The sequence below is a fragment of the Microbulbifer sp. MLAF003 genome, assembly GCF_030012965.1.
In the GTDB taxonomy this organism is placed as follows: domain Bacteria; phylum Pseudomonadota; class Gammaproteobacteria; order Pseudomonadales; family Cellvibrionaceae; genus Microbulbifer; species Microbulbifer variabilis.
This window is the reverse complement of record NZ_CP120232.1, coordinates 1,070,176-1,092,933: the sequence shown is the minus strand read 5'-3', so window position 1 is coordinate 1,092,933 and position 22,758 is coordinate 1,070,176. Positions and strand designations below refer to the sequence as shown.

Below are 22,758 nucleotides of genomic sequence, written 5' to 3'. Positions count from 1 at the left end.
GCTGGCTGCTATTCAGGTCAGCTCCCCCAAGGCTTGAGTCAAATTGAGCTGGCCGGCAATATTTCCCGCCAAATGCCAATCATCAAACCCACTACCCAACTGCTGACGCAGAGGGGACTCCCTGAGAAGCCGGAGGCCATCAGCTGCAGGACCGGAAAGCTGGGCCTGCACATCCAAGCGCGATCCCTTCCCGGCAAGGGGGGCAACTGCAACGAAAATATCGCTGGCATCAATGTTCCAAAGTTTGGCCTTTACCGCACCAACAGAAACAGCTCCATCATTCAGTAACAAGCGCCCATCGACATTTTTAGCTGAAGGCCATTCCTCAGCATACTTCAAGCTAGCCTCGGTAAAATCTGCTGCTAACTGTATAGTTTGGCGATTGCGATGAGCCCCAAGAGCCTGCAGTGACTCCTCTTTTCCATCTGCTCGATAACTACTGCCTCGATAGATAAATGCAGCACTCTCCACTCGCCCGGAATTTTTTGCACCCAGTCCTTTATTGAGCCAGCCGCGTAGATCCTTACTAACAGTCGTTGGTACCAACTGTTCCTGGGTAGTAACGGCAGCATCATGTAAAGATAGAGCCAACACTAGATCTGTCGGTCGGCTCTGAGCTTTGACAGGCAGGGATAACATAAACTGGCCATTAACTTCCCCTAAAGCACCATCAAGCCGTAGAGGGCCAGACAATATGCTGATCTCGTTTGCATCCCTGTCCAGGTTCCAAGCCACAGTGCCACTGGCCTGGTCAAATGAAAAAGTATTTCGATATAAATTTGGGAAGTGTGCGGTAAAAGCTGAGCCATCTAGCTCTACCCTGCCATTTGCACCCTCAAGCTCAAGGTAACCAGTCAAATTGGTAATCGCAGGAGCCCCCGGAATGCCTTGGCTTGTACACCCTTCAGGTTGGCCTGCAAACTGACCGCCCCCTCCGGGCTGCGCAACAGCTGGACCCGGCGCAACTCACCTCCAGGCTCCAAGGCTCGCAACCAATCATCAGCAGCCCCTTCGAGCACATCCAGGTTTTTGAGAATATCGCTCCAGCCCGCCAGGTCGACAACATCAGCACTCAGAGATAGTCCCTGCTGATCACTACTGACCTGCAAATTGAGTGGCGGCATCTGCAGATCCTGCCAATCGATCTGGATGTCCTGTAAAGCCAGGCGCCAACGCTCACCGGGCAGCCAATGTCCAGATAGATCGCCGGAGAAAGCCCGCAGCGGCTTCATAACATGGTCATTTGCGATAGTGGCTTCTGCACTGTCATCTAGTACGCTGTCCAGCTTCTCGACTTGGGCGAGGTCTAATTGCCCCACCAGGCGATAGCCATTTTTGGCATCGCTGTGAAGCCACAAGCGACCATCTGCCCATTTGCGCCCATGCCAGTGAAAGCGATCCGGCAGTGGAGTCAGTTCATGCAGAAGGGTAACGATATCTTCATCCAGTAACAGCTCATTGAGCTGCATATAACCACGCAGGGAGAAGCGCTTTTTATCCCGAGGGTTACCGCGCCCCTCAAGAACTAATCGCAAGGTTTCAGAATGCGTATCCTCAATCTCTCCCTCACGGGAAATAAACGCACGGGCTACGAGGCGGTGAAAATCACCCTGGTTTTCAAGTAGTATCTGCGGCAGGTTAATCTCGGCCAGCTGGTCATCGGGGAGCCGAACCGTGATTGCAGCATCCTGAATTTGGATCTTGGGGCTGAGCTGGAACAATCGCGCAGGGTCCGCTGCCTTGGGGTCGGCAACCACCCTACCATCAGGCTTCAGGGAAATATCAGGAAAGCCATCCAGGCGCCACTCTCCCTGTGCATTCCGGCTGAGGCCGGCGGCGAAAGTGTGCATTTGAAGATCTTTCCACACCAATTCGCGATTCCAAAGGCTGGCGAGCAAGTCCAGCTGGAAAAGGCCGTGCCCCATTCGCAGCTCACCATTTTCCCCCAAGCGTAAACCATCTAGCTGCAGTGCTACCTCCAAGGCTTCCCAGCGCAGGGAAATCCGGTCCATTTGCACCGTTACCCCTAGCTGCTCTGACAGCCAGCTGCTGATCTGCGGTCTGTACTCTTCGACCTGAGGGGACAACAAGCGGCCGGTCTGAACCAGGATCGCCAGGGCAATAACCAGGCTAACCGATAGCAGCCAAAACTTGCGGGCGAGCCAGCGAATCACAACCATTACCACCCTCCCCTGAGCGCACGAAGACAATGAACACCGTTGCATTCATTGCCAGGTATCAGAGGAAAAACAACTGGTAACTCACACAAGAACAATGTCGTACTGCTCCTGGTTATAGATAGGCTCAACCTGAAACTGTATAGGACGGCGAATAAATTCCTCCAGGTCGGCAACATTAGCCGACTCCTCATCGAGTAAAAGGTCTATAACTACCTGACTTGCCAGCACCATAATTTTTTCGCTGTCGTAAGCGCGCGCCTCACGGATGATCTCACGAAAAATTTCAAAACAGACTGTTTCAGCACTTTTCAATGTGCCACGCCCCTCACATACTGGACAGGGCTCACAAAGTATCTGCCCGAGGGATTCACGCGTGCGTTTGCGCGTCATCTCAACCAAACCCAGCTCTGAGACACCGGTGATACTGGATTTGGCATGATCCCTCTCCAGTGCTTTTTCAAGTGTTCGCAATACCTGGCGTTGGTGCTCGGGGTCCTTCATATCGATAAAGTCGATAATGATGATGCCTCCTAGATTACGCAGTCTCAGCTGCCGGGCAATTGCGGTCGCCGCCTCCAGGTTGGTCTTGAAGATAGTTTCTTCCAGATTTCGATGGCCGACAAATGCGCCGGTATTCACATCAATAGTGCTCATCGCTTCCGTTTGCTCGACGATAAGATACCCACCTGACTTCAGAGTCACCTTATTTTGCAATGCGCGACGAATTTCCTCTTCCACACCATAGAGATCAAACAGTGGGCGCTCACCGGGATAGTGTTCCAGACGGCCAGCGATTTCCGGTGCATATTTGCCGGCAAACTCCGCGGCGCGACCATGTGCCTCGCGGGAGTCTATACGAATCTTCTCTGTATAGGGGCGCGCAAGATCACGCAATGCGCGCATAAACAGTGGTAAGTCTTCGTAGATTACCGAGGGGACAGGGCGCTCGTTGATTCGCTGATCCAGCTCGCCCCACAACTTATAAAGAAAGGGGATATCCCTGAGTAACTCCTCTTCACTCACTCCTTCAGCCACGGTGCGCAAAATAAACCCGCCATCTGCTGAAAGCCCGTCTTCGGCAAGACGAGATACAGCAGCTTCTACCAATTGGCGCAAACGCTCACGCTCACCCTCATCCTCAATACGATTGGAAATCCCAATATGGCGAGTCTGGGGCATATACACGAGATAGCGCGCAGATACTGACAAATGAGTGGTTAAGCGCGCACCTTTACTACTTATCGGGTCTTTGACTACTTGCACCACCAGGGACTGTCCCTCGCGTACCAAAGCGCGGATATCTGCCACTTCGGCATCCCGCGCTTCCATCCCCTCATCATCTAAAGGGGCTATATCTGAAGCGTGGATAAATCCAGCCCGCTCCAGCCCAATATCCACAAATGCCGCCTGCATTCCTGGCAGAACCCGAATCACCTTGCCCTTGTAGATATTGCCAACTATTCCTCTCCGCGCACTACGCTCGAGATAGACCTCCTGCAGTACGCCATTTTCCACCAGAGCAACGCGGGTCTCTGTAGGTGCAACATTGATTAAAAGCTCTTCACTCAAGACTGGTTCTCCTGCCAGTAAGGGATACCCGCATGCTCAAGCATGGGAACCAGTGCCTCCAGGGGCAACCCAACCACATTGCTATAACTACCGCTAATAGACTCAACCAGTGCGGCGCCCATTCCCTGGATACCATAGCCTCCGGCTTTATCTTCAGGCTCACCAGTACTCCAATAAGCTTCAATCTGCGCCTTCGACAAATGACGAAAGCGCACCCGTGTTTCCACCATGCGGCTAAACTGACGCTCCCAACTACGCAGACAGATCGCACTCAATACCGAGTGTTCAGTACCGGACAAAGACAACATCATGGATTCAAAGTCAGCGTAATCCTTCGGTTTCTCCAGCACCTTGTCCCCGGCGAGTACCACCGTATCAGAGCCCAGGGCCCATACACCTTCCACGCCCCCCAGGCCAGCAGTAGCCTTATCGTGGGCCAATCGCTGAATATATTCTTGGGGAGTCTCAGCCAACTGCTTTTGCTCGGGAACAGCAGGTGTTAACTGGGTAAAAGAGACGCCTATCTGCGTCAAAAGCTCGGCGCGACGCGGGGAACCCGAGGCGAGCAGGAGACGGTTTGATGTGGTGGTATTTGTCACTGTACTACATATTCCCTGTGGGCCAGCGGCTGATTATAGCTATATCGATCGAAAAATGATCAATTTTTTACATTGATTTACAATCTGACGGTTCAGTCAGCGAATGTGAAGGCGATTACAAAGGCCTCGCAAAGGAGGGGTAACGCAGGGCCACAATAATGCCGTAGTAAGTGCGGGCCACAGGAAGGTCAGTCCAGGCACTGTTTTTCCCTCCAACCCATGCACCCAGTTTCCTACTACCTGATTAATACCCACCAGGACAAAAACCCACAAGAGTTGTTGAGCCGGGTTGAAGACCCTTGTGCGCTGGTAGGTCAAAAGACTGAAATACGCCAATACAGCGAGGGCCAAAGCATGGGTACCAAGACTTGCTCCAGTTACCAGATCCTCCAGGATTCCCACCAGCCAAGCAAAACCCACACCGAGAGACTGGGGCATCCGCGAAACCCAAAATATGATAAGTAGGGCGGGAAATGCCGGGCGAAACCAGAGCCACTGTTGAGGCAAGGGCATTACTACCAGCAGCATTGACAGAAAAATGGTAGCGGCGATAAACCAGCGGCTACTCGCTTGCAAGGCCCTGCCCCCTGTCACTGATAACCGCAAGCACAAAACGACTGCGGTTCATGCGGCCGCGGGGCAACACTTCAGCCTCCGCAAAAGGCTTGCCCGGGTCACGAGTGACCGACATCACTTCTCCAACCGGATAACCTGCCGGAAAGCGACCACCAAGGCCTGAGCTCAGTAGCAGGTCTCCCTCGCGAATATCACTGGTATTGGCCAGGTGACGCAGCTTAAGCCGATACAGATCCCCAGTACCTTCGGCTACGGTACGCATGCTGTTGCGCAACACCTGTACCGGGATGGCGTGGCTGGAATCTGTGATCAACAGAATCCGGCTAAATGAATTTCCGGCTTCAATCACCTGCCCGAGCAAGCCGCCTGCATCCATCACCGGTGTGCCCACATCGACACCGTCATCCCTGCCTTTATCAATAAGCAGGACATGCTCCAAGGGGTCAGGGGACACGCCGATAATCTGGGCGACCAGCACACGGTCATCAACCATCTCAGCCGAGTTCATCAGCTCCTTGAGCTGGGTATTTTCCGCCTTTACGGCTGCTAATAACTGGCTGCGTTGCTCCAGCAATAATACCTGGCGCTTGAGGCGGTCATTTTCTTCGAGCAATTCATCACGGGAGCGAAACTGCTCACCGGCCCAATCAGTCACTCTCTCAGGGGTACCGGTAATCCAATAAAGAGGGGCGACGGCATCGAATAGCCGCTCACGGATAGTGTGGAACCAGTCGGTAGAGTAGCTGATTACAAACAGGGCGATTGACAAAACAGCCAAAGTAATCAGGCGGGTCTCTTGGGAGGGGCCGCGGGTAAATAGCGGTTTCAAGGGCAGCCCCCTTTATAAAGATCAATGCTTATTGTTCTCACAATATATATCGGATGTCACTGAAACGTGAAACTAACTGCCAAGACGGCCCCGCTATTCTCATCGGAACACTGCCTCGACCTTACTTGACTTAGTTTGACATCAGATACAAACGGCTGCGATCCAGCATATCCAGGGCCTTACCGCCACCACGGGCCACACAGGTCAGAGGATCATCTGCAACAATTACCGGCAAACCGGACTCCTCCATCAGCAATCGGTCCAAATCGCGAAGCAAAGCACCGCCACCGGTCAACACCATACCGCGCTCAGCAATGTCCGAAGCAAGCTCGGGGGGCGATTGCTCCAGAGCGCTCTTCACTGCTTGTACAATACCAGTCAATGGCTCCTGCAGGGCTTCGAGAATTTCATCTGAATTGAGGGTGAAACTGCGGGGCACCCCTTCCGCCAGATTACGACCACGCACATCGATCTCACGTACCTCACTGCCCGCATAGGCACAGCCAATCTCTTCTTTGATGCGCTCGGCAGTGGCATCACCAATAACGCTGCCGTAGTTACGACGCACATAGTTGACGATGGCCTCATCAAAACGATCACCGCCAATACGCACTGAATCAGAGTAAACCACGCCGTTCAAGGAGATAATGGCAATCTCAGTGGTACCACCACCGATATCTACCACCATGGAACCACTCGCCTCCTCCACATTCAGGCCGGCACCGATTGCTGCGGCCATAGGCTCTTCAATCAGGGACACCTCGCGGGCGCCAGCACCAAGCGCAGACTCGCGGATCGCACGGCGTTCCACTTCGGTAGACTGGCAGGGCACGCATACCAGCACACGCGGGCTTGGGCGCATCCAGCTGTTTTCATGCACTTTTTTAATAAAGTGCTGCAACATTTTTTCAGTTACCTGGAAGTCGGCGATAACACCATCCTTTAAGGGGCGGATAGCAGTGATATTACCGGGAGTTCGGCCGAGCATACGTTTGGCTTCTACACCGACGGCCTCAACGATTTTCTGGCCATTGTAATGACGAATAGCGACGACTGATGGCTCGTCGAGAACTACGCCGCGATCGCGAACGTAAATCAGCGTATTGGCGGTTCCCAGGTCAATGGAGAGATCACTGGAGAACATACCCCGCAAACGTTTAAACATGGAATTCGATTACCTTGTACTAATTGTCAGCCCCCAGGTCGGGCACTGCGGGCGCGGCTTATTTTATGGATATAAATCCTAATTAGTCCGCGCAAATAATTCTGAGTTCCGAGCCGCATTTCGAATCGGAATTTACGCAACACACCGGAGTCTCTCACCGCCCGGCAGGATTCGGCAAACTCTAACAATGGCGCCGGTTCAGAGCAAGGCTGAAGCTGGACTAATCGATTGCAATAATCCCGAGTTGCCAGGGCCGATGAGAATAACAGCATGTTGTGCTAAATTTGCCGGTTCTGCCCGGCATGCGTCTGGGTAAGCATTGATTCGCAACTCAAGCTGGAGGAGTTCCATCGCCATGGCCGTGGATACACAAACCGTAGAAAAGCTGGCCGAGCTAGCCCGCATCGCCATATCCAACGCAACCATAGAGGAAGTCAGCAGCCGCCTTGGTGACATTCTACAACTGGTAGACCAGCTGCAGGCCATCAACACCGATGGTGTAATCCCCATGGCACACCCCCTTGATGAGGTGCAAACCCTCCGTGCCGATGCGGTAACCGAAACCGACCAGCGAAATAGTTTCCTGTCTTTGGCCCCTCAGTCAGATGAGGGGCTCTATCTGGTACCCAAGGTGATTGACTGAGCAGGGACCCATCACTTCAAAGCCCACTCGAAAGCCAATCATCTGATCCCGCCAAAGCCTTAAGGGAATATCATGCATCAATTTACTATCGCCGAGATCATTCGCGGATTGCGGGGTAAAGAGTTCTCCAGTACTGAGCTTACCCAACATTTGCTCAAGCGTATCCAGCAGCTGGATAGCAACTACAACAGCTTTATCACTGTCACTGAAGAGCTCGCCCTCAACCAAGCTAAAGCGGCCGACGAGCGCCTCGCTGCCGGGGAAGCTCCTGCCTTGTGTGGCGTTCCTATCGCACACAAGGACATTGTCTGCACCAATGGCATTCGCACCAGCTGCGCGTCAAAAATGCTGGACAATTTTATTCCGCCTTACAATGCCACAATCGTGGAAAACCTGAATTCGGCTGGCACCGTTACCCTGGGCAAAACCAATATGGATGAGTTTGCCATGGGCTCCTCCAACGAAAGCAGCTACTATGGCGCGGTAAAAAATCCCTGGGACACTAATTACGTACCCGGCGGTTCGTCAGGCGGCTCAGCAGCCGCAGTGGCAGCCCTCCTCGTCCCGGGAGCCACCGCTACCGATACCGGCGGCTCTATTCGTCAGCCAGCAGCATTGACCAATACGACCGGCTTGAAACCCACTTATGGCCGTGTATCCCGCTGGGGCATCGTCGCCTATGCCTCAAGCCTGGATCAAGCCGGTCCTATCGCGCGCAATGCGGAAGACGTAGCCTATTTGCTATCCGCTATGGCCAGCCATGATTCAAAAGATTCCACCAGCCTGGATCGCCCCCAAGCGGACTATACCGCGAGACTGAATGATTCCGTCACCGGGCTCAAAGTTGGTGTACCCAGGGAGTACTTCGGCGAGGGGCTTGATGGTGATACCGCTGTCCGGGTGCAGGATGCTCTCAAAGAATTTGAAAAACTCGGGGCTGAATTGGTCGATATCAGCCTGCCGCACACTGAGTTGGCAATTCCCGCTTATTACGTCATCGCACCGGCGGAAGCCTCTGCTAACCTGTCCCGCTTCGATGGTGTGCGCTATGGGCATCGCTGTGAACAGCCCTCCGATCTGCGTGATCTGTACATGCGCTCCCGGGGCGAAGGCTTCGGCGAAGAGGTTCAACGCCGAATCCTGGTGGGCACCTATGCCTTGTCAGCCGGCTATTACGATGCCTACTACAACAAGGCCCAGCAGGTACGCCGCCTGATCAAGCAGGACTTCATGCAGGCCTTTGAAAAAGTGGATGTTATAATGGGACCCACCACCCCCTCCCCGCTTTCCAACTGGGTGCCAAGAGCGCCGACCCGGTTGCTATGTATCTGGAAGATATTTATACCATCGCCACTAACCTGGCAGGCCTCCCTGGAATGTCTATCCCCTGCGGGCTTGTAAATAATATGCCTGTAGGTCTGCAGATCACCGGAAATTACCTGGATGAGGCTCGCATGCTTAATATTGCGCACCAGTATCAGCAGGTAACAGACTGGCACAAAGCCAGCGCCGTATAAGGAGAAATATCGTGGAATGGGAAATCGTTATCGGGCTGGAAGTTCACGTCCAGCTCTCCACCGAATCAAAACTATTCTCCGGTGCGAGCACCCGTTTTGGCGCCGCCCCCAATACTCAAGCGTGTGCTGTAGATCTGGCCATGCCCGGTACCTTGCCAGTACCCAATGAACAAGCTTTTCGCTATGCGATAATGTTTGGCCTGGCAATGAATGCGGAAATTAGCAAACGATCCGTTTTCGAACGTAAGAATTATTTCTATCCAGATCTACCCAAAGGCTATCAAACTACCCAGCTGGAACAGCCCATCGTCGGAGCAGGGGAAGTGGAAATTCACCTGGAGGATGGAGGCAGCAAAAAAGTGCGCTTGCACCATGCTCATCTTGAAGAGGATGCAGGTAAATCCCTACACGAAGATTTCCATGGCATGTCTGGAATTGATCTCAACCGAGCCGGAACCCCGTTGATTGAAATTGTATCCGAGCCCGATATGCGAAGTGCTGCCGAAGCAGTTGCTTACCTCAGGAAAATTCATAGCATCGTGACCTATTTGGGAATTTCTGATGGAGATATGTCCCAGGGCTCCCTACGCTGTGATGCCAATGTATCCGTGCGATTAAAAGGTGAGGAAAAACTGGGCACCCGCACCGAGCTAAAGAATATCAACTCTTTCCGTTTCGTTGAGCGGGCCATCAAAGTGGAAGCAGAGCGCCAGATCGATATCCTTGAAGACGGCGGCAGTATCGAGCAGGAAACCCGTCTCTACGACGCCGACAAAAATGAGACCCGCTCTATGCGCAGCAAGGAAGTTGCCAATGACTATCGCTACTTTCCCTGCCCGGACCTTCTGCCGGTAGTACTCACCGAAGAATATATTGAACAGCTGCACAAGGAACTGCCGGAGCTGCCGGATACCAAAGCCGAGCGTTTCCAGTCCGAATTCAATCTATCTGCATATGATGCCGATCAACTGACCCAGGATCGCGACAGTGCGGAGTATTTCGAAACTGTATGTAAGTCCTGCGGCGAACCCAAGCTGGCCGCCAACTGGATAACCGGTGAGCTGGCTGCGCTGCTAAATCGCAAGGAAATCAGTATTGCCGAGTCCCCCGTTTCCGCTACACAGCTGGCAGGCCTAATTACCCGTATAAAAGACAACACTATTTCAAGCAAGATTGCCAAGCAGGTGTTTGAGGCAATCTGTGAAGGTGAAGGCAGCGCTGATGACATCATTGAAAAACGCGGCCTGAAGCAAGTATCTGATACTGGCGCCATCGAAAAAATGGTGGATGAAGTTATCGCCGCAAGCGACGCTCAAGTGGATAATTACCGTAGAGCTGACGAATCCAAGCGTCCCAAAATGATGGGCTACTTTGTTGGCCAGATCATGAAAGCCTCCAAGGGTCAGGCAAACCCACAAATGATCAACAAAATTCTCAAGGAAAAGCTGGACGCCCTGCTTTAATTATTAACCCTTGAATACTTGAGCTGGGTAACATCCCGGCAGTAAAGACAGCAGTAAGGAAAAGATTTTGAGCCAGAAAAAAGACAAGCAAAAAGTTCTCGGGGAAGTTTTTGATACGGAGCGTATTGCCGGCTTCCTGATTGGAGAAGCCCCCAAGGGAGTAAACCTCGACTACCACCTGCTTGAGCGTGCTTACCGCGGTATGAAAGCAGAGAGCTTTGCCTCCTTTGTTCAACTATTTCTTGCCGAAGGGAAAGACCTCAACAGCCCTGGTCCCGATGGTAAAACCCTATTGAGCCGAATTAAAGAGCACCGCCAGGGTAAAGAGTACGGTGAAATACTGAAAGCCGCCGGCGCTGAACAATAAAGACTATCGCCGCACCGGTAAGAGGTAAATTTATGACTTCAAACCCCATCCACGGTATCGACGCGCTAGTGCGCGGTGTGCACCTGATAACCCGGCGCGAACTGCGCCCTTTTATCCTGGTTCCATTACTGATCAATCTGGTGCTGTTTATCATTATCAGTGGCATCATGATTTCGCAACTGGGAGGACTCAGCGACTATATTGGCAGCCTGCTATCTCACACCCCTGTCGATACCGCGAATATGCCCTGGTGGGAAGCAATCATGGCCAAAGGTGCCGCCTGGTCCGCCAGCATTTTTCGCTGGCTTGCCTGGATTATTGCATTCCTGGTGTTGTTTCTTTTTTCTTGTTTACGGTTATCTGTTTGCTGTAATTACCAATATTATTGCCGCACCCTTCAATGGTATTCTGGCTGAAAAGGTAGAGGAGCTTCTCACCGGAAAGACACCGCCGGCAGAGCCGTTACTGCAAATGATTTGGCGCACCCTTGGCCGAGAACTGCGTAAGCTGGGCTACTTTATATTCTGGGGGCTAATTATTTTATTGGTGGCTACGGTCACCAGTTGGACAATTATTATCCCAGCAGTATTAACTGCTGTCTGGGGTGCCTGGTCCATGGCCATCCAATATGTGGACTACCCCCTCGACAATCACCAACGGCCATTTGATGAGCTTAAAAGTGTCTTGCGCCGTCGTAAACTAACCAGCCTCACATTTGGTGGCACAGTGATGTTGGCAAAGATGGTGCCGATCCTGAATATCTTTGTAATGCCAGCAGCTGTAGCCGGTGGCACTGCACTGTGGATTGAACGCCTGCGACAAGAGGGTGATCCCGGTACAGATAGCTTCCCTACCCAACAGCAAAGCAACTCTTCAAGTAAAAGCATTACTTAAACTTTAGCCTCAGGGGCTCGATACCGAGCCCTGAATCAAACCTCTGCAGCATCCCTATTTACCTTTCTGAGCACTTTTTTCTTTGAGCTAAGCGATACTAGGTTTTTTGCATCCGGGCAATATGTGCTGTCTAAACACGTCAATGAGGCAACCCATCCAATTCTTCCAGGACAGGGACCATAAATTTCCAGCTAGCAGTGTCTGAATTCGGTTTACTAACAACGCATCGTATAAGCCCACGGGACCCTTAATGCCTGCCACAAATAGGTAAGGAGTCCCTGCCGAATACTTTTCTACACAGATTTAGCTCTGAAAAGTAGTCATAGTAAATCTCGATATTTTCATTGAGGTTGGGAAAGCGCACCCAGAATGCTCCAATAACTTACTGGAAGAGCTTAATTTTAAACCGAGGCGCTCAGCTGAGAAGATCTCAAGGCGCTGATTCAGGTAAAAGGTCAATCGGCCATTTTTTTGCACACGTCGATGTAGCCATAGAAGTTTCCTCTTTTCCCTAAGGATAGAAACTCGACTCCCTCACTCCTCAACTGCTGTAAATTCTGCTTGAGGATGTGCTGTAAAAGCTGGACTCAATTTTATGGATGAGGGGAGAGAGTCCGCATTCGCACTATAACAATTTCATGTAAGGGAGAAATTTTCGAATGCTGACACGCCCCAGGGTCAACTGCACCCTGTGTGTTATTGGAGCAACAGTATCCAATTTAATTCAAAAACAAACTTAAATGATTGAAGAGGGCTGAAGACGCACAGCTATTATCCCAATGCTAATCCTACCCGCCGATGAGACAGTATCTTTGTAGACTCATGACAGCAGTAACTTTATTACTAGCGGGCATCAAGGCCTAACCATTGGGGATACTATCCATCATCTGCGGGACCAAGCGTATTGAGCCAAAAGTGCTCAGGTGATCATCATCACGATACAGGGGCTCCCCATCAACCTGAATCTGGCATCGAGATGGACATAATTCTGGCACCAAGCTTACGCGCTCTATCTGGAACTCCTTTCCCAGACTATTAAAGATTCTTGTAACTCTCTTATTACGCTCTTCTACATCTCTCTTGGTCGGAGCGCCCTGCAGTTGTGCGCCGATAAATTCGGCGCTGGCGATGGCACGCGGAACAGAAAAAGAAATTTCAGGGATTCCCTCTACAATTATTACCTCACGCCCACTCGCACGGATACGAGCAACAGTCTGATGGAGACCTTGGGCAACCAGCTCAAAATTATTCACAGAAGCTCCTCCAGAAGAGGGCTTTTCATATGCCGTCTTTGCCAACCCCATTACTGCCGGCGGGCCACTTTCACCGGCGGAACGACTCCCCTCCACTACCAGCGCCCACCGCGCCACTAAAACTACGGTCTTCACATCCTTTCGCTGTTCCAGCATCTCCATTATTTGGGCATTAAAAGTATCGCATCCATGCATAGCGCCCATCTCTAGACGAACAATACCAAGGAGTGGCGCACAGGCAGATTTTGCAGCCACAATACCGCGATAACCCTTTACTTTCAGCCAGTGCTCAAAACCAGGCAGAAACGCACCTGCATGGGAATCCCCCAGAGCAGGTAATCCACTGAGGCTCCACTGCTCGCCTCACCCAATTCACAGAGCCCTTCTTCAGGTAAACGCTCCATACAACGACGCTCTTTAGACGTTCGTTCTTTGGCATTTTGATAGGTGGCAAATAATGGCTCGGGAAGACGGGAAGGCACACCCTTTTTGACATTGATTACCAGGGAGACAGAAACGATCAGCATCGCCATTACACCGAAAGTGTTTGCCAGGCCACGTTTTGATACCCCTCGCGCGGAGGGCTGGCGAAAAGGTGCTTCCACAAACTTCCAGCTCACCCAGGCAAGCCCCCCGACACCAGGATTGCCTTTATGGCTATTTCAAATGGAAGCTCAGCCGAGCCATTTAAAAACCTAAACAAAACCAACACAGGCCAGTGCCAAAGGTATAGAGAGTAGGAAATCAAGCCTACCGAAACCAGAAGCCGCGACGATAGAAGAAAGCCGGCCACTGTTAGTCGCTGACTGCCGGCCCAGATCAGCGTGGCAGTGCCCACACAAGGCAATAAAGCGGCAACACCCGGGAAGGGAGTAGAGGTATCAAATAAAAACACGCTGGTGAGGATCATTAAGGTGCCGAGCGCCCCTGCCAGCTCCAGAAGCCAAGCCCGCTTCACATTCGGAAATGCTCCCAGTGCTACTAACGCTCCAATCCCCAACTCCCATATCCGAGTTGGAGTAAGGAAGTAATTAGCAAAAGGTTGTGCACTGGTGGCCCAGATTGAAAGGCCGAGAGAAAGCAGTGATATTCCCGCCACAACAAGCCACATCGGGCCGCGCCCTCGGGCAGCCAAGAGACATATTAAAAGAGGGAAACCCAGGTAAAATTGCTCTTCAACCGAGAGGGACCAGGTATGCAGGAGAGGCTGCCAATCTGCGCCAGCCCCAAAATAATCCTCTGTGCTCTGCCAAAACCATATATTCGAGACGAACAGGACTGTAGCGAGCACCGATTGAGCAAGCTCTTTCAGAGGCTCCGGCGGTAAAACAAACCACCCCACCGCAATCGTTGTTATTAAGACAGCAAAAAGGGCAGGTAGGATGCGACGGGCGCGCCGTTCGTAAAAATTTGCCAGGGAGAAGCTACCTGCCTCAACCTCCCTCACCAGGATACTGGTAATCAGGTAGCCAGATATCACAAAGAAAACATCGACACCGACGAATCCACCTGAAAACCCTTCTAGCCCTGCATGGGCAAAAACTACCGGCAGAACCGCTAAAGCGCGCAACCCGTCGATATCGCGTCGATAACCAATACTACTCAAAACCTTGGAACCACTAACTCTCAGTATCGATAGATATGCTTTGTATTGGGTTTTAACGCCTTAATGCCGGCGGTGGCGACGGTGACCTCCGCTACTGCGGCTACCTCTATCCTCACGGCTTCGCTGAATTTTCACTCGCGGGGGCTCTACCAATAGTTCCTCCGGCGGCACTTCACATTTCAACTTTTGGCCCAACAGTTGCTCAATCGGCTCAAGGCGCATGGCATCATCTTCACAGGCAAAGCTGATAGAGGTACCTGTTTTGCCCGCCCGGCCTGTACGACCAATTCGGTGCACGTAATCTTCCGGCTCCTCCGGTAGAGTGAAATTCACTACATGACTGATACCATCGATATGGATACCACGTCCGGCAACATCTGTTGCCACAAGGACTTTGGTCTTGCCCGACTTAAAGTCGTCAAGGGTGCGCACACGTTTGTTCTGTGCGACTTCCCCTGAGAGCAAACCAGCAGCAATACCGTGGGCAAGGAGATGTTCGTGCAGTCGTCGGCACTGGTCGCGGCGGTTGGCGAATACAATCAGACTATCGACTTCCTCGCGCTGTAGGATGTTGTAAAGCAGCGCATATTTTTCCTCACTAGCGGCCAGGTATACATGCTGCTCCACACTGTCTGTGGCAACCCGCTCAGGCTCGATTTCCACAATTACCGGATCATCGGTCCACTGCTCAACCAGTGCATCCACCTCGGGCGTGAAAGTGGCAGAAAAAAACATCGTCTGGCGATGAGTTTTGCGGGGAGTTTGGCGCACGATTCTACGCACCTGGGGGATAAATCCCATATCCAGCATGCGATCCGCCTCATCGATTACCAGGACTTCTACCTGGTCCAGATAACAATCGCGATTACCGACAAAGTCCAGCAGGCGCCCAGGCGTGGCAACCAGGATATCCACCAAACGCTCATTCAGGTTGCGCTGCTGTTTGTCGTAATCCATACCACCAACCAGGGTATGGATTTCCAGGCCCGTGTACTTACACAGGGCCTTGGCGTCATCAGCGATCTGCATCACCAATTCACGCGTAGGTGCAATAATCAGTGAACGGGCCTCACCGGCATAGCGCTCGCCTTCGAAGGGGTGGCGAAGTAAGTCTTCAATGACAGTAATCAGAAAGGCCGCCGTTTTACCAGTACCCGTCTGCGCCTTACCGACTAAATCGTGACCATTCAGAGTATGCGGCAGGGAGCGCCCCTGGATAGGGGAGCAATACTGGAAGCCCAGGTCGTGAATTCCCCGCATCAGTTCCGGGGGCAAACCCAGATCGTGAAAGCGTACCTTGCCCTCTTGTTCAGGAACCTGGAAGTCATCCAGTGACCAAGGTGTCACCGCAATCTCCACCTTGGGTTTGCGACTGCGCTGGCGCCCCTTGTGGGAAGCTTTACCGCCGCTCCGGCGCGACCTACCCTCGCCCTGACCAGACTTGTCCCGAGCAGAATGGCCTTTTGAGGCGCGATCCGCTGGATTCTGGTCATCTTTGCGGCGCTTGGAGCGCTCATCTCCCTGGCGTGGGCTCTTATCCTCTTTAGAGGAGGAACGACGGAACAACTTTCCTATCAAGTGAAATACTCGCTCAAATGTTCAAATAATCGGCGAGTATACCATCACTCTAGACGGATTCCCGCCTGCTAAAATGGCGGCACAGCCAATAATCAAGGCTGGCAAAGCGCCCGGCCCCGCTGCAGAGCAGCGCCAACAACATAATGAAATAGGTTGCGGAGAATTCAATACCGTTCTTCAGGACAGTGATACTGCCCGCCTCGGATAACCATTGATAATTACCATGCTCCTTCAACAGCTCAACCGCCCTTTCCTTACGGGTAATGGCCTCATCAATCAAATCCTCACGCCATTCCCAAGGAGCCACTAACGTCTTATCCGGCAGGGCCGACCAACCATTCTCCCAGTGCGCGGTGATCGCAGCCACTGCCATTACAAACATCAGTGGAATCGCCACCACGCGGGTAGCAAAGCCAAACAGAATGGCAATACCACCAAAGAATTCAATCAGCGCCGCTGCCCAAGCCATAAACATTGGCGCCGGCAGGCCCAGACCCCAGTCAGGATTGCCAAACCACGCAGCCACCTCATCAATACTGCCCATTTTGTTGAGCCCGGCCAAAATAAATATGGGTGCCAAGTAGATTCGTAACGCTAGAGGCCCAAGCCAGTCAATCTTGTGCACGAAATGCAAAAAGCAACCGTACCAGTTGCTCAGGGTATTCATCGCACCACTCATTATCATCACTCTCTTTGCTGTATTTGTTCACTTTAGTCGAGCGAATACGGCATCTCTTACAAGAGAGTCCCTGCCACAGCCAACTATGCTTGTTCCTTCAATGGCAATATGAGGACAGTTGGGTGAACACCTATGTACTTGTCCACGGTATGTTCCTCGGGGGCTGGTGCTGGGCCCGCGTAGTACAGCACCTGATAACCGCCGGGCACCGGGTTTTCACCCCCACGCAGACAGGTTTAGGCGAAAGACACCATTTGCTATCCCCATCCATAGGGATGGATACGTTTATCCAGGACCTGGTAAATGTGATTGAATTCGAGGAGCTGGAACAGGTTATCCTGGTAGGCCACAGCTTTGGCGGCATGGCCGCTACTGGTGCCGCAGATGCCATGCCGCAACGTATTCGCCGCCTGGTCTACCTGGATGGCGCTATTCCACTACCCGGCCACGCTTTTGCTGAACAGCTGCCAGAAAAAATACGCTCCCGGCGGTTAGCCGCGGCAAAAGAGACTCAAGGTACTCGCTGCTTTATGCCGATGGACCCGAGGTTGATGGGGATTAAGAAGTCACAGGAGCTAAACTGGCTGCGTAGGCATATGACACCACACCCAGTAAAAACCTACCTGGACCCAATCCAACTGAGCCAAGCCCCAGCACAAGGGCCGCCTTGTACATATATTCGTTGCACCAAGCCTTATTACCCCCCTGCCAACATCAGTGGCGAACAGGCACGCAAAATCCCCGGGTGGCATTACCTTGAAATTGCCAAGAGCCATGGCTGTATCATCAATGCGGCGCAAACAGTCGCCAAACTATTGCAGGAAATCCCCTCCTAACCGCTGGGCGAAGAACAGATTTCACCGTAGAATAAGCGACCTTTTTGGCGACGGGTTACCTGTGCTGTACTTCCCTTTCAGCCCCCCACCTAGCCTTTAAGGCCATTTGGCAAAGCCGGTCAATTCGATAAAAACTGTATTGCCACAGTCTTCTGGTGGAATTGGCTGGTATCTCACAGTTATCCACAGGCACTATTCCAAGAAATCTGGTTCACCCATTGTTTAAGCTTTATCGACGCGCCATCTCCACCGAATTATCCCACCTGACTACGCTGGGGGGACCACTAGTGGTCAGTAACCTGGCGGTAGTGAGTATGGGGGTTGTGGATACTATTGTTGCCGGCCGCGCTGGTGAGGTGAACCTGGCGGGCTTGGCGCTCGGCTCCAGCATCTGGGCAGTATGCGCTGTAACCCTGATCGGTCTTCTTGCCGCAGTATCCCCAGCAGTTGCCCACCTACGCGGCGGAAGAGATGAAGAAGGCTGTGCCAAGCAACTGCACCAAGCCCTGTGGATTGCCCTTATTGGCGGGATACTCGTACTTCTCGCGCTGCTTGCGGTCCCCATATGGAGCCAGTGGATTGATACGGAAGAACCAGTTCGCCAGGTTTTAGAGGGCTATATTCTGGCTCTCACCGCCGGCACGCTACCATTTGCCCTGGGCACCGCACTGCGCGGTTACTGCGAGGGTATGGGGCAGGTGCGCCCGGTCATGCGCATCTATTTAGCTGCCGCCCTGCTTAATATTCCGCTGGATATCCTCTTTGTGTTTGGTGCTGGCCCCATTCCCGCCATGGGCGGCGCTGGTTGTGGTTGGGCCACCGCTGCAGTCAGCTGTCTTATTGCCCTGGCACTGTTCTGGCATGCAGGTAATGATCCGGTTTATCACTCCTTAAAGCTCAGGTTAATACCTGATAAACCCCATTGGCCAACCCTGCGTCATTTGCTCGCGGTAGGCCTGCCTGTGTGCGTGGGCGCTGCTGGCGAGGTAACATTCTTCGCAAGCTTGACAGTTTTACTGGCCCCCTATGGTGCAGCCATCGTAGCTGCCCACCAGATCAGCATGAATGTCGGCTCGATTTTTTACCTGGTGGCACTGGCACTAGCGCAAGCACTTAGCATTCGAACAGCGCATCTTCTCGGCCAGGACCGCCCAAAGCGGGCGATGTTTACTGGCAAAGTGGGCATCGGTACCGGTGTAATCTATGCCTTGGGGACCGGTTTGCTGTTAATTACTCTGCGCAGCCTGTTTGTACAAGCCTACACAGATAATGCGGAAATTATCGCTGTAGCCACAAACCTGCTGTTGCTCTGCGCCGCTTTCCAGTTGGTGGATGTCGCCCAAGCTATGACTTGGGGAGCACTTCGGGGTTACAAAGACACCAGGGTTCCCATGTATGTCCAACTTTTCTCCTACTGGTTGGTTGGCCTCCCCAGCGCCTACTGGCTGGGAGAAAATTTCTGGGGTGTTTACGGCTACTGGACCGGTGTGTGTATTGGCCTCGGAACCGCTTCAGTTTTACTGATACTACGATTTAGGCATACCAGCCGTGTAGCGATAGCACGCGCTAGATAGCCCCTGTAGTTGGCGATGTATCACATTCTCAGGGAACGCTTTGACTATACTGGCGCTCCAAGTCCCCAAGCGTGCTGAACACCAGCCAATAATCAGCACAGCCCGCCATACGAAGTTGACCGGAGTACCGAATGATTTTGCGCCTCTCCCTGACCAGGCCGCACCGCCTGCTTAGCCTCGCCCTATTTTTTACCTCGACCCAGGCCACAGCCCTGAGTGAGGGTGATAAGGGACAGGAGCAGGCCGTGCCCAAAGCGGAAAACTTACAGCTGGATCAGCCAGTTATCTCAGAGCTAGGCCCACCGACAGGAGCCAGTGATGACGACAACAGTACAGAAACTGTACCGGCAACTACAGGGAATGAGAAAAGCGCGGAGCAGCAACCTCTGCCACAGGCAGAGAATCTGCAGCTGGATCAACCAATCGGCGAGCTCGAAGTTACCCCCACCACCAAGAAAGAGCCGGAAACCAACCCCTCTGCTCAGCCAGTATCCAAGGCAACCCCAAGCTCCCAGGGAAATATTTCCATAGAGGTAGAAAAGGCCAAACCCCTTCGCCTGCTCGGCGCCGAGGTACCTCCAGCCACCTCCACTCGCCTGGCTTGGTCACCCAGCCAGCATTTTGAGGGGGTTTACAGCCCTACTGCTGTACTCGTGGTCAATGGAGCAAAGCCCGGACCGGTACTCTGCCTTACCGCTGCGGTTCACGGAGATGAACTAAATGGTGTCGAAACAGTGCGCAGGGTTATGTATGACCTGGATGCTGAGCAGCTAAACGGTGCGGTTATTGGGGTACCTATTGTCAATTTACAGGGTTTCCACCGCAGCTCCCGCTATCTCACGGATCGCCGCGACCTCAACAGGCATTTTCCCGGTGATCCCAATGGCTCCTCCGCTTCTCGCATTGCAAATTCTTTTTTCACGAAGTGATCACCCACTGTAATGCAGTGGTTGATCTGCACACAGGTTCCTTTTACCGCACCAACCTGCCCCAGTTACGCGGCGACCTGACCAATCCAAAAATTGTAAAAATGACCAAGGGCTTTGGCTCTACCGTGGTACTGCACAGTGCCGGGGCCAAGGGCACACTGCGCCGAGCAGCCGTGGAGGCGGGCATCCCCACAGTGACCCTGGAAGCCGGCGCACCCATGGTCCTGGATGAACGCTCTGTCAGCCACAGTGTGAAAGGTATTCGCACCCTGCTTAACCAGCTGGGAATGGTAAGTAAGTTCCGCCTGTGGGGGGATCCTGAGCCCGTGTATTACAACTCCACCTGGCAGCGGTCCTCCAATGGCGGCATTATTTTCAGTGAAGTTCAGCTGGGTGAGTTCGTACGCAAAGGAGACCTGCTAGGTACAGTCACCAACCCCATTACCAATGTGCGTACCGAGATACGTTCAGAGCACGACGGAAGAGTACTTGGTATGGCTCTGGACCAGGTAGTGCAGCCCGGATTCGCCGCCTACCATATCGGCATCCAGGCCCCTCAGGAGCAGATCAGCCAGCCTCAGGAAGTTGTCGCGGAAGGGCCTGCCAAGGAAAACACCCACAACAAAGCCAGCAAAGCTTCAGCAGCTGCCCCCTCTACTGAAAACCCAGCGAAGTTGCGGGGCGAAGAGGACTAAGCGCCGCTGACATTATCGATAATAGTGATACTTTCCTGCGCTATAGGCTCCGGCTGCAGGGTAATATGATCAATACCAAAGCGCTTGATCAGGGTCTCCCGCAAGCGCTCCAACACCGCCGGCCAAGCCTGCAGATCATCCACCACAATATGCGCCGAAAGAGAGATGGTACTAGAGTCCAGCCGCCAGATATGCAAGTCGTGTACTGAACGCACTCCGGTAACCTGCACGAGGGTCTCCCCCACTATTGGCAGGCTCAGTTCACGCGGCACCCTTTCCATCAAAACATCTACAGCATCGCGCAGCAGGCGCACACATGAAATCAGAATCAGGAAGCAGATCAGCAGCGACAACAAAGGGTCAATCGGCACCCAGCCAGTGAAATAAATCACTGCCCCCGAAGCTAAAGCTGCTATTGAGCCCAGCATATCTCCCATCACATGTAGCAGTGCGCCGCGAATATTGAGCGTGCGCTCCCCCGTAACAATACCCAGGCCGCCAGGATATTGATCAATAGGCCTGCTGTAGCTATCAGCATCACGGTGCTACCGTGTACCGGCTGCGGGTTACGCAGGCGGTTGATGGCCATAAAGGAAATTCCCACGACAATCAGCAGCATAATCAGACCATTGGTCACTGCCGCCAGTACTTCTGCACGCCCCCAGCCAAAAGACAACTCACGGTCCGCAGGCTTCTTCGCCAGCACCGCGGCAATAGCTCCAAGCGCCAGGGCAAATGTATCTGTGAGCATGTGGGCGGCATCCCCGAGCAGAGCAAGGGAACCCGACAGCCATCCTCCGATGGCCTCAACAATTGAAAAGCTCAGTGTGAGAAGCAAGGCAATAACGAGTGGGCGCAATGCACCATTGCCGTTGCGGTGGTGGACGTGATCGTGCATAGACTCCCTCCCTATCAGTCCTCCAGACTATTTTTTAGTGCCGGGCCACAGCTACTTCCGACCCAACGTTATTCTCTCCCAGCCGGAATAATCCCTGCGACTTTCAACATCCCTATACCCCGCTGCAATAAAAATCTTCCGAACGGATTCCGCTTGCTGCCAACCATGCTCTACCAACAACCAGCCATCTTCATCCAGAAAATCCCCGGCTTGCTCTGCAATCAGCTCTATATCTGCCAGCCCCTCCCGTTTTGCCACCAGGGCCGAGCGCGGCTCAAAGCGTACATCCCCTTCTACTAAATGGGGGTCGGCGGCATCAATATATGGGGGATTGCTGACGATTAATGAAAAGTGCTGCGGTGGCAATTGTGCAAACCAATGACTCTCCAAAACCTGCACATTGCCGAAGCCAAGCCGTTTACGATTACTCTCAGCCAGTGCCAGCGCCGCTGCAGATTTCTCCGCAGCCACAATTTGCCAGCCAGGTTTTTCAGAAGCTAACGCCAGTGCAATAGCTCCAGTACCGGTACCCAGGTCGAGCGCTCGCAGTGTGCTCTGAGGGCAAAGTGCCAGGGCTGTTTCCACCAGCAGCTCGGTATCAGGGCGGGGAATCAAGGTAGAGGCATCGACTTTTAAAGTGAGCGACCAGAACTCCCGCTCACCGGTTAGATGTGCAACCGGCTCGCCGTTTTTACGCCGCACAAGCAATACGTCAAACTCATACTGCTCGGCAGTAGTGAGTTCATATTCTGGCCATGTATAGAGCCAGATGCGCTCACGGCCGAGAATATGTGCAAGCAGCACTTCGATATCGAGACGAGCCGACTCGCTATTAGTGAGTTCAACACTACGGGCGAGATTGCCCTTCACACTGCTCATAGGAAAACTCTACCCAGTAACGTCACACT

18 protein-coding genes and 4 pseudogenes are annotated in these 22,758 nt (G+C 52.9%); 9 read left to right on the top strand and 13 right to left on the bottom strand.

The window, feature by feature from the left end:
* Nucleotides 1–12: 12 nt before the first annotated feature.
* The 6 genes and pseudogenes from P3339_RS23760 to P3339_RS05225 all read right to left on the bottom strand — a co-directional run bounded on the left by P3339_RS23760 (nt 13) and on the right by P3339_RS05225 (nt 6,918).
* Nucleotides 13–2,180: pseudogene (locus tag P3339_RS23760) on the bottom strand (YhdP family phospholipid transporter).
* A gap of 81 nt (nt 2,181–2,261) precedes the next feature.
* Complete coding sequence (rng, locus tag P3339_RS05245; protein ID WP_020412573.1) at nt 2,262–3,749, bottom strand: ribonuclease G; 1,488 nt, start codon at nt 3,747–3,749, stop codon at nt 2,262–2,264.
* On the bottom strand, nt 3,746–4,348 hold the full coding sequence (locus P3339_RS05240; protein WP_282952635.1) for a Maf family protein: 603 nt from the start codon (nt 4,346–4,348) through the stop codon (nt 3,746–3,748). Before P3339_RS05240 ends, rng begins: the two co-directional genes overlap by 4 nt.
* Before the next feature lie 96 nt (nt 4,349–4,444).
* Nucleotides 4,445–4,924: a rod shape-determining protein MreD gene (gene mreD / locus P3339_RS05235; RefSeq protein ID WP_020412571.1), complete on the bottom strand. Its 480-nt coding sequence runs from the start codon at nt 4,922–4,924 to the stop codon at nt 4,445–4,447.
* Nucleotides 4,911–5,753: a rod shape-determining protein MreC gene (gene mreC / locus P3339_RS05230; protein WP_020412570.1), complete on the bottom strand. Its 843-nt coding sequence runs from the start codon at nt 5,751–5,753 to the stop codon at nt 4,911–4,913. Before mreC ends, mreD begins: the two co-directional genes overlap by 14 nt.
* 130 nt (nt 5,754–5,883) lie before the next feature.
* Nucleotides 5,884–6,918, bottom strand: coding sequence for a rod shape-determining protein (locus P3339_RS05225; RefSeq protein WP_020412569.1), 1,035 nt, complete (start codon nt 6,916–6,918; stop codon nt 5,884–5,886).
* Between the two features lie 355 nt (nt 6,919–7,273).
* Between P3339_RS05225 and gatC the strand changes: the two genes are divergently transcribed.
* The 6 genes and pseudogenes from gatC (at nt 7,274) to cysZ (ending at nt 11,802) form a co-directional block, all read left to right on the top strand.
* Nucleotides 7,274–7,561: an Asp-tRNA(Asn)/Glu-tRNA(Gln) amidotransferase subunit GatC gene (gene gatC, locus P3339_RS05220; protein WP_020412568.1), complete on the top strand. Its 288-nt coding sequence runs from the start codon at nt 7,274–7,276 to the stop codon at nt 7,559–7,561.
* A gap of 72 nt (nt 7,562–7,633) precedes the next feature.
* A pseudogene (gene gatA / locus P3339_RS05215) lies at nt 7,634–9,078 on the top strand (Asp-tRNA(Asn)/Glu-tRNA(Gln) amidotransferase subunit GatA).
* A gap of 11 nt (nt 9,079–9,089) precedes the next feature.
* Nucleotides 9,090–10,541 (top strand): Asp-tRNA(Asn)/Glu-tRNA(Gln) amidotransferase subunit GatB, encoded by a 1,452-nt coding sequence (gatB, locus tag P3339_RS05210; protein WP_282952634.1) that lies wholly within the window; start codon nt 9,090–9,092, stop codon nt 10,539–10,541.
* A 67-nt stretch (nt 10,542–10,608) separates the two neighbouring features.
* Nucleotides 10,609–10,908: a PA4642 family protein gene (locus P3339_RS05205; RefSeq protein WP_282952633.1), complete on the top strand. Its 300-nt coding sequence runs from the start codon at nt 10,609–10,611 to the stop codon at nt 10,906–10,908.
* Nucleotides 10,909–10,940: 32 nt separating this feature from the next.
* A complete protein-coding gene (locus P3339_RS05200) occupies nt 10,941–11,324 on the top strand; it encodes an EI24 domain-containing protein (RefSeq protein ID WP_282952632.1) in 384 nt (127 codons plus the stop codon).
* Nucleotides 11,215–11,802, top strand: a complete 588-nt coding sequence (gene cysZ / locus P3339_RS05195) for a sulfate transporter CysZ (protein ID WP_282952631.1) — start codon at nt 11,215–11,217, stop codon at nt 11,800–11,802. The genes P3339_RS05200 and cysZ overlap by 110 nt, the downstream gene beginning before the upstream one ends.
* Nucleotides 11,803–12,662: 860 nt before the next feature.
* Here cysZ and P3339_RS05190 read toward each other — a convergent pair.
* The 5 genes from P3339_RS05190 to P3339_RS05170 all read right to left on the bottom strand — a co-directional run bounded on the left by P3339_RS05190 (nt 12,663) and on the right by P3339_RS05170 (nt 16,918).
* Nucleotides 12,663–13,337, bottom strand: a complete 675-nt coding sequence (locus tag P3339_RS05190; RefSeq protein ID WP_282953552.1) for an SGNH hydrolase domain-containing protein — start codon at nt 13,335–13,337, stop codon at nt 12,663–12,665.
* The gene (locus P3339_RS05185) at nt 13,334–13,675 is read right to left on the bottom strand and encodes a hypothetical protein (RefSeq protein ID WP_282952630.1); all 342 of its coding nucleotides are present in this window, start codon (nt 13,673–13,675) and stop codon (nt 13,334–13,336) included. Before P3339_RS05185 ends, P3339_RS05190 begins: the two co-directional genes overlap by 4 nt.
* Nucleotides 13,672–14,661, bottom strand: a complete 990-nt coding sequence (locus P3339_RS05180) for an acyltransferase family protein (protein ID WP_282952629.1) — start codon at nt 14,659–14,661, stop codon at nt 13,672–13,674. Before P3339_RS05180 ends, P3339_RS05185 begins: the two co-directional genes overlap by 4 nt.
* A gap of 60 nt (nt 14,662–14,721) precedes the next feature.
* Nucleotides 14,722–16,227: an ATP-dependent RNA helicase RhlB gene (gene rhlB, locus P3339_RS05175; protein ID WP_020412562.1), complete on the bottom strand. Its 1,506-nt coding sequence runs from the start codon at nt 16,225–16,227 to the stop codon at nt 14,722–14,724.
* A gap of 61 nt (nt 16,228–16,288) precedes the next feature.
* Nucleotides 16,289–16,918, bottom strand: a complete 630-nt coding sequence (locus P3339_RS05170) for an HvfX family Cu-binding RiPP maturation protein (protein WP_020412561.1) — start codon at nt 16,916–16,918, stop codon at nt 16,289–16,291.
* 122 nt (nt 16,919–17,040) lie between these two features.
* Here P3339_RS05170 and P3339_RS05165 point away from each other — a divergent pair, with 122 nt between their 5' ends.
* The 3 genes and pseudogenes from P3339_RS05165 (at nt 17,041) to P3339_RS23335 (ending at nt 20,952) form a co-directional block, all read left to right on the top strand.
* Nucleotides 17,041–17,754: an alpha/beta fold hydrolase gene (locus P3339_RS05165; protein WP_282952628.1), complete on the top strand. Its 714-nt coding sequence runs from the start codon at nt 17,041–17,043 to the stop codon at nt 17,752–17,754.
* 155 nt (nt 17,755–17,909) lie between these two features.
* Entirely contained in the window at nt 17,910–19,328 is a 1,419-nt protein-coding gene (locus tag P3339_RS05160) for an MATE family efflux transporter (RefSeq protein WP_282952627.1), read from the top strand.
* A 131-nt stretch (nt 19,329–19,459) separates the two neighbouring features.
* A pseudogene (locus P3339_RS23335) lies at nt 19,460–20,952 on the top strand (succinylglutamate desuccinylase/aspartoacylase family protein).
* On the opposite strand, the pseudogene P3339_RS05145 reads toward P3339_RS23335, so the two are convergent.
* A pseudogene (locus P3339_RS05145) lies at nt 20,949–21,850 on the bottom strand (cation diffusion facilitator family transporter). The pseudogenes P3339_RS23335 and P3339_RS05145 overlap by 4 nt on opposite strands.
* A gap of 51 nt (nt 21,851–21,901) precedes the next feature.
* Nucleotides 21,902–22,729 carry a peptide chain release factor N(5)-glutamine methyltransferase gene (prmC, locus tag P3339_RS05140; protein ID WP_282952624.1) on the bottom strand — a complete coding sequence of 276 codons (828 nt, stop codon included), beginning with the start codon at nt 22,727–22,729 and terminating at the stop codon, nt 21,902–21,904.
* Nucleotides 22,730–22,758: the final 29 nt, after the last annotated feature.

What these genes read in the sequence shown, in the direction of transcription:
- P3339_RS05225 (WP_020412569.1), bottom strand. Translation starts at nt 6,918, where the DNA reads ATGTTTAAACGTTTGCGGGGTATGTTCTCCAGTGATCTCTCCATTGAC.
- gatC (WP_020412568.1), top strand. Translation starts at nt 7,274, where the DNA reads ATGGCCGTGGATACACAAACCGTAGAAAAGCTGGCCGAGCTAGCCCGC.
- P3339_RS05200 (WP_282952632.1), top strand. Translation starts at nt 10,941, where the DNA reads ATGACTTCAAACCCCATCCACGGTATCGACGCGCTAGTGCGCGGTGTG.
- P3339_RS05170 (WP_020412561.1), bottom strand. Translation starts at nt 16,918, where the DNA reads ATGAGTGGTGCGATGAATACCCTGAGCAACTGGTACGGTTGCTTTTTG.
- prmC (WP_282952624.1), bottom strand. Translation starts at nt 22,729, where the DNA reads ATGAGCAGTGTGAAGGGCAATCTCGCCCGTAGTGTTGAACTCACTAAT.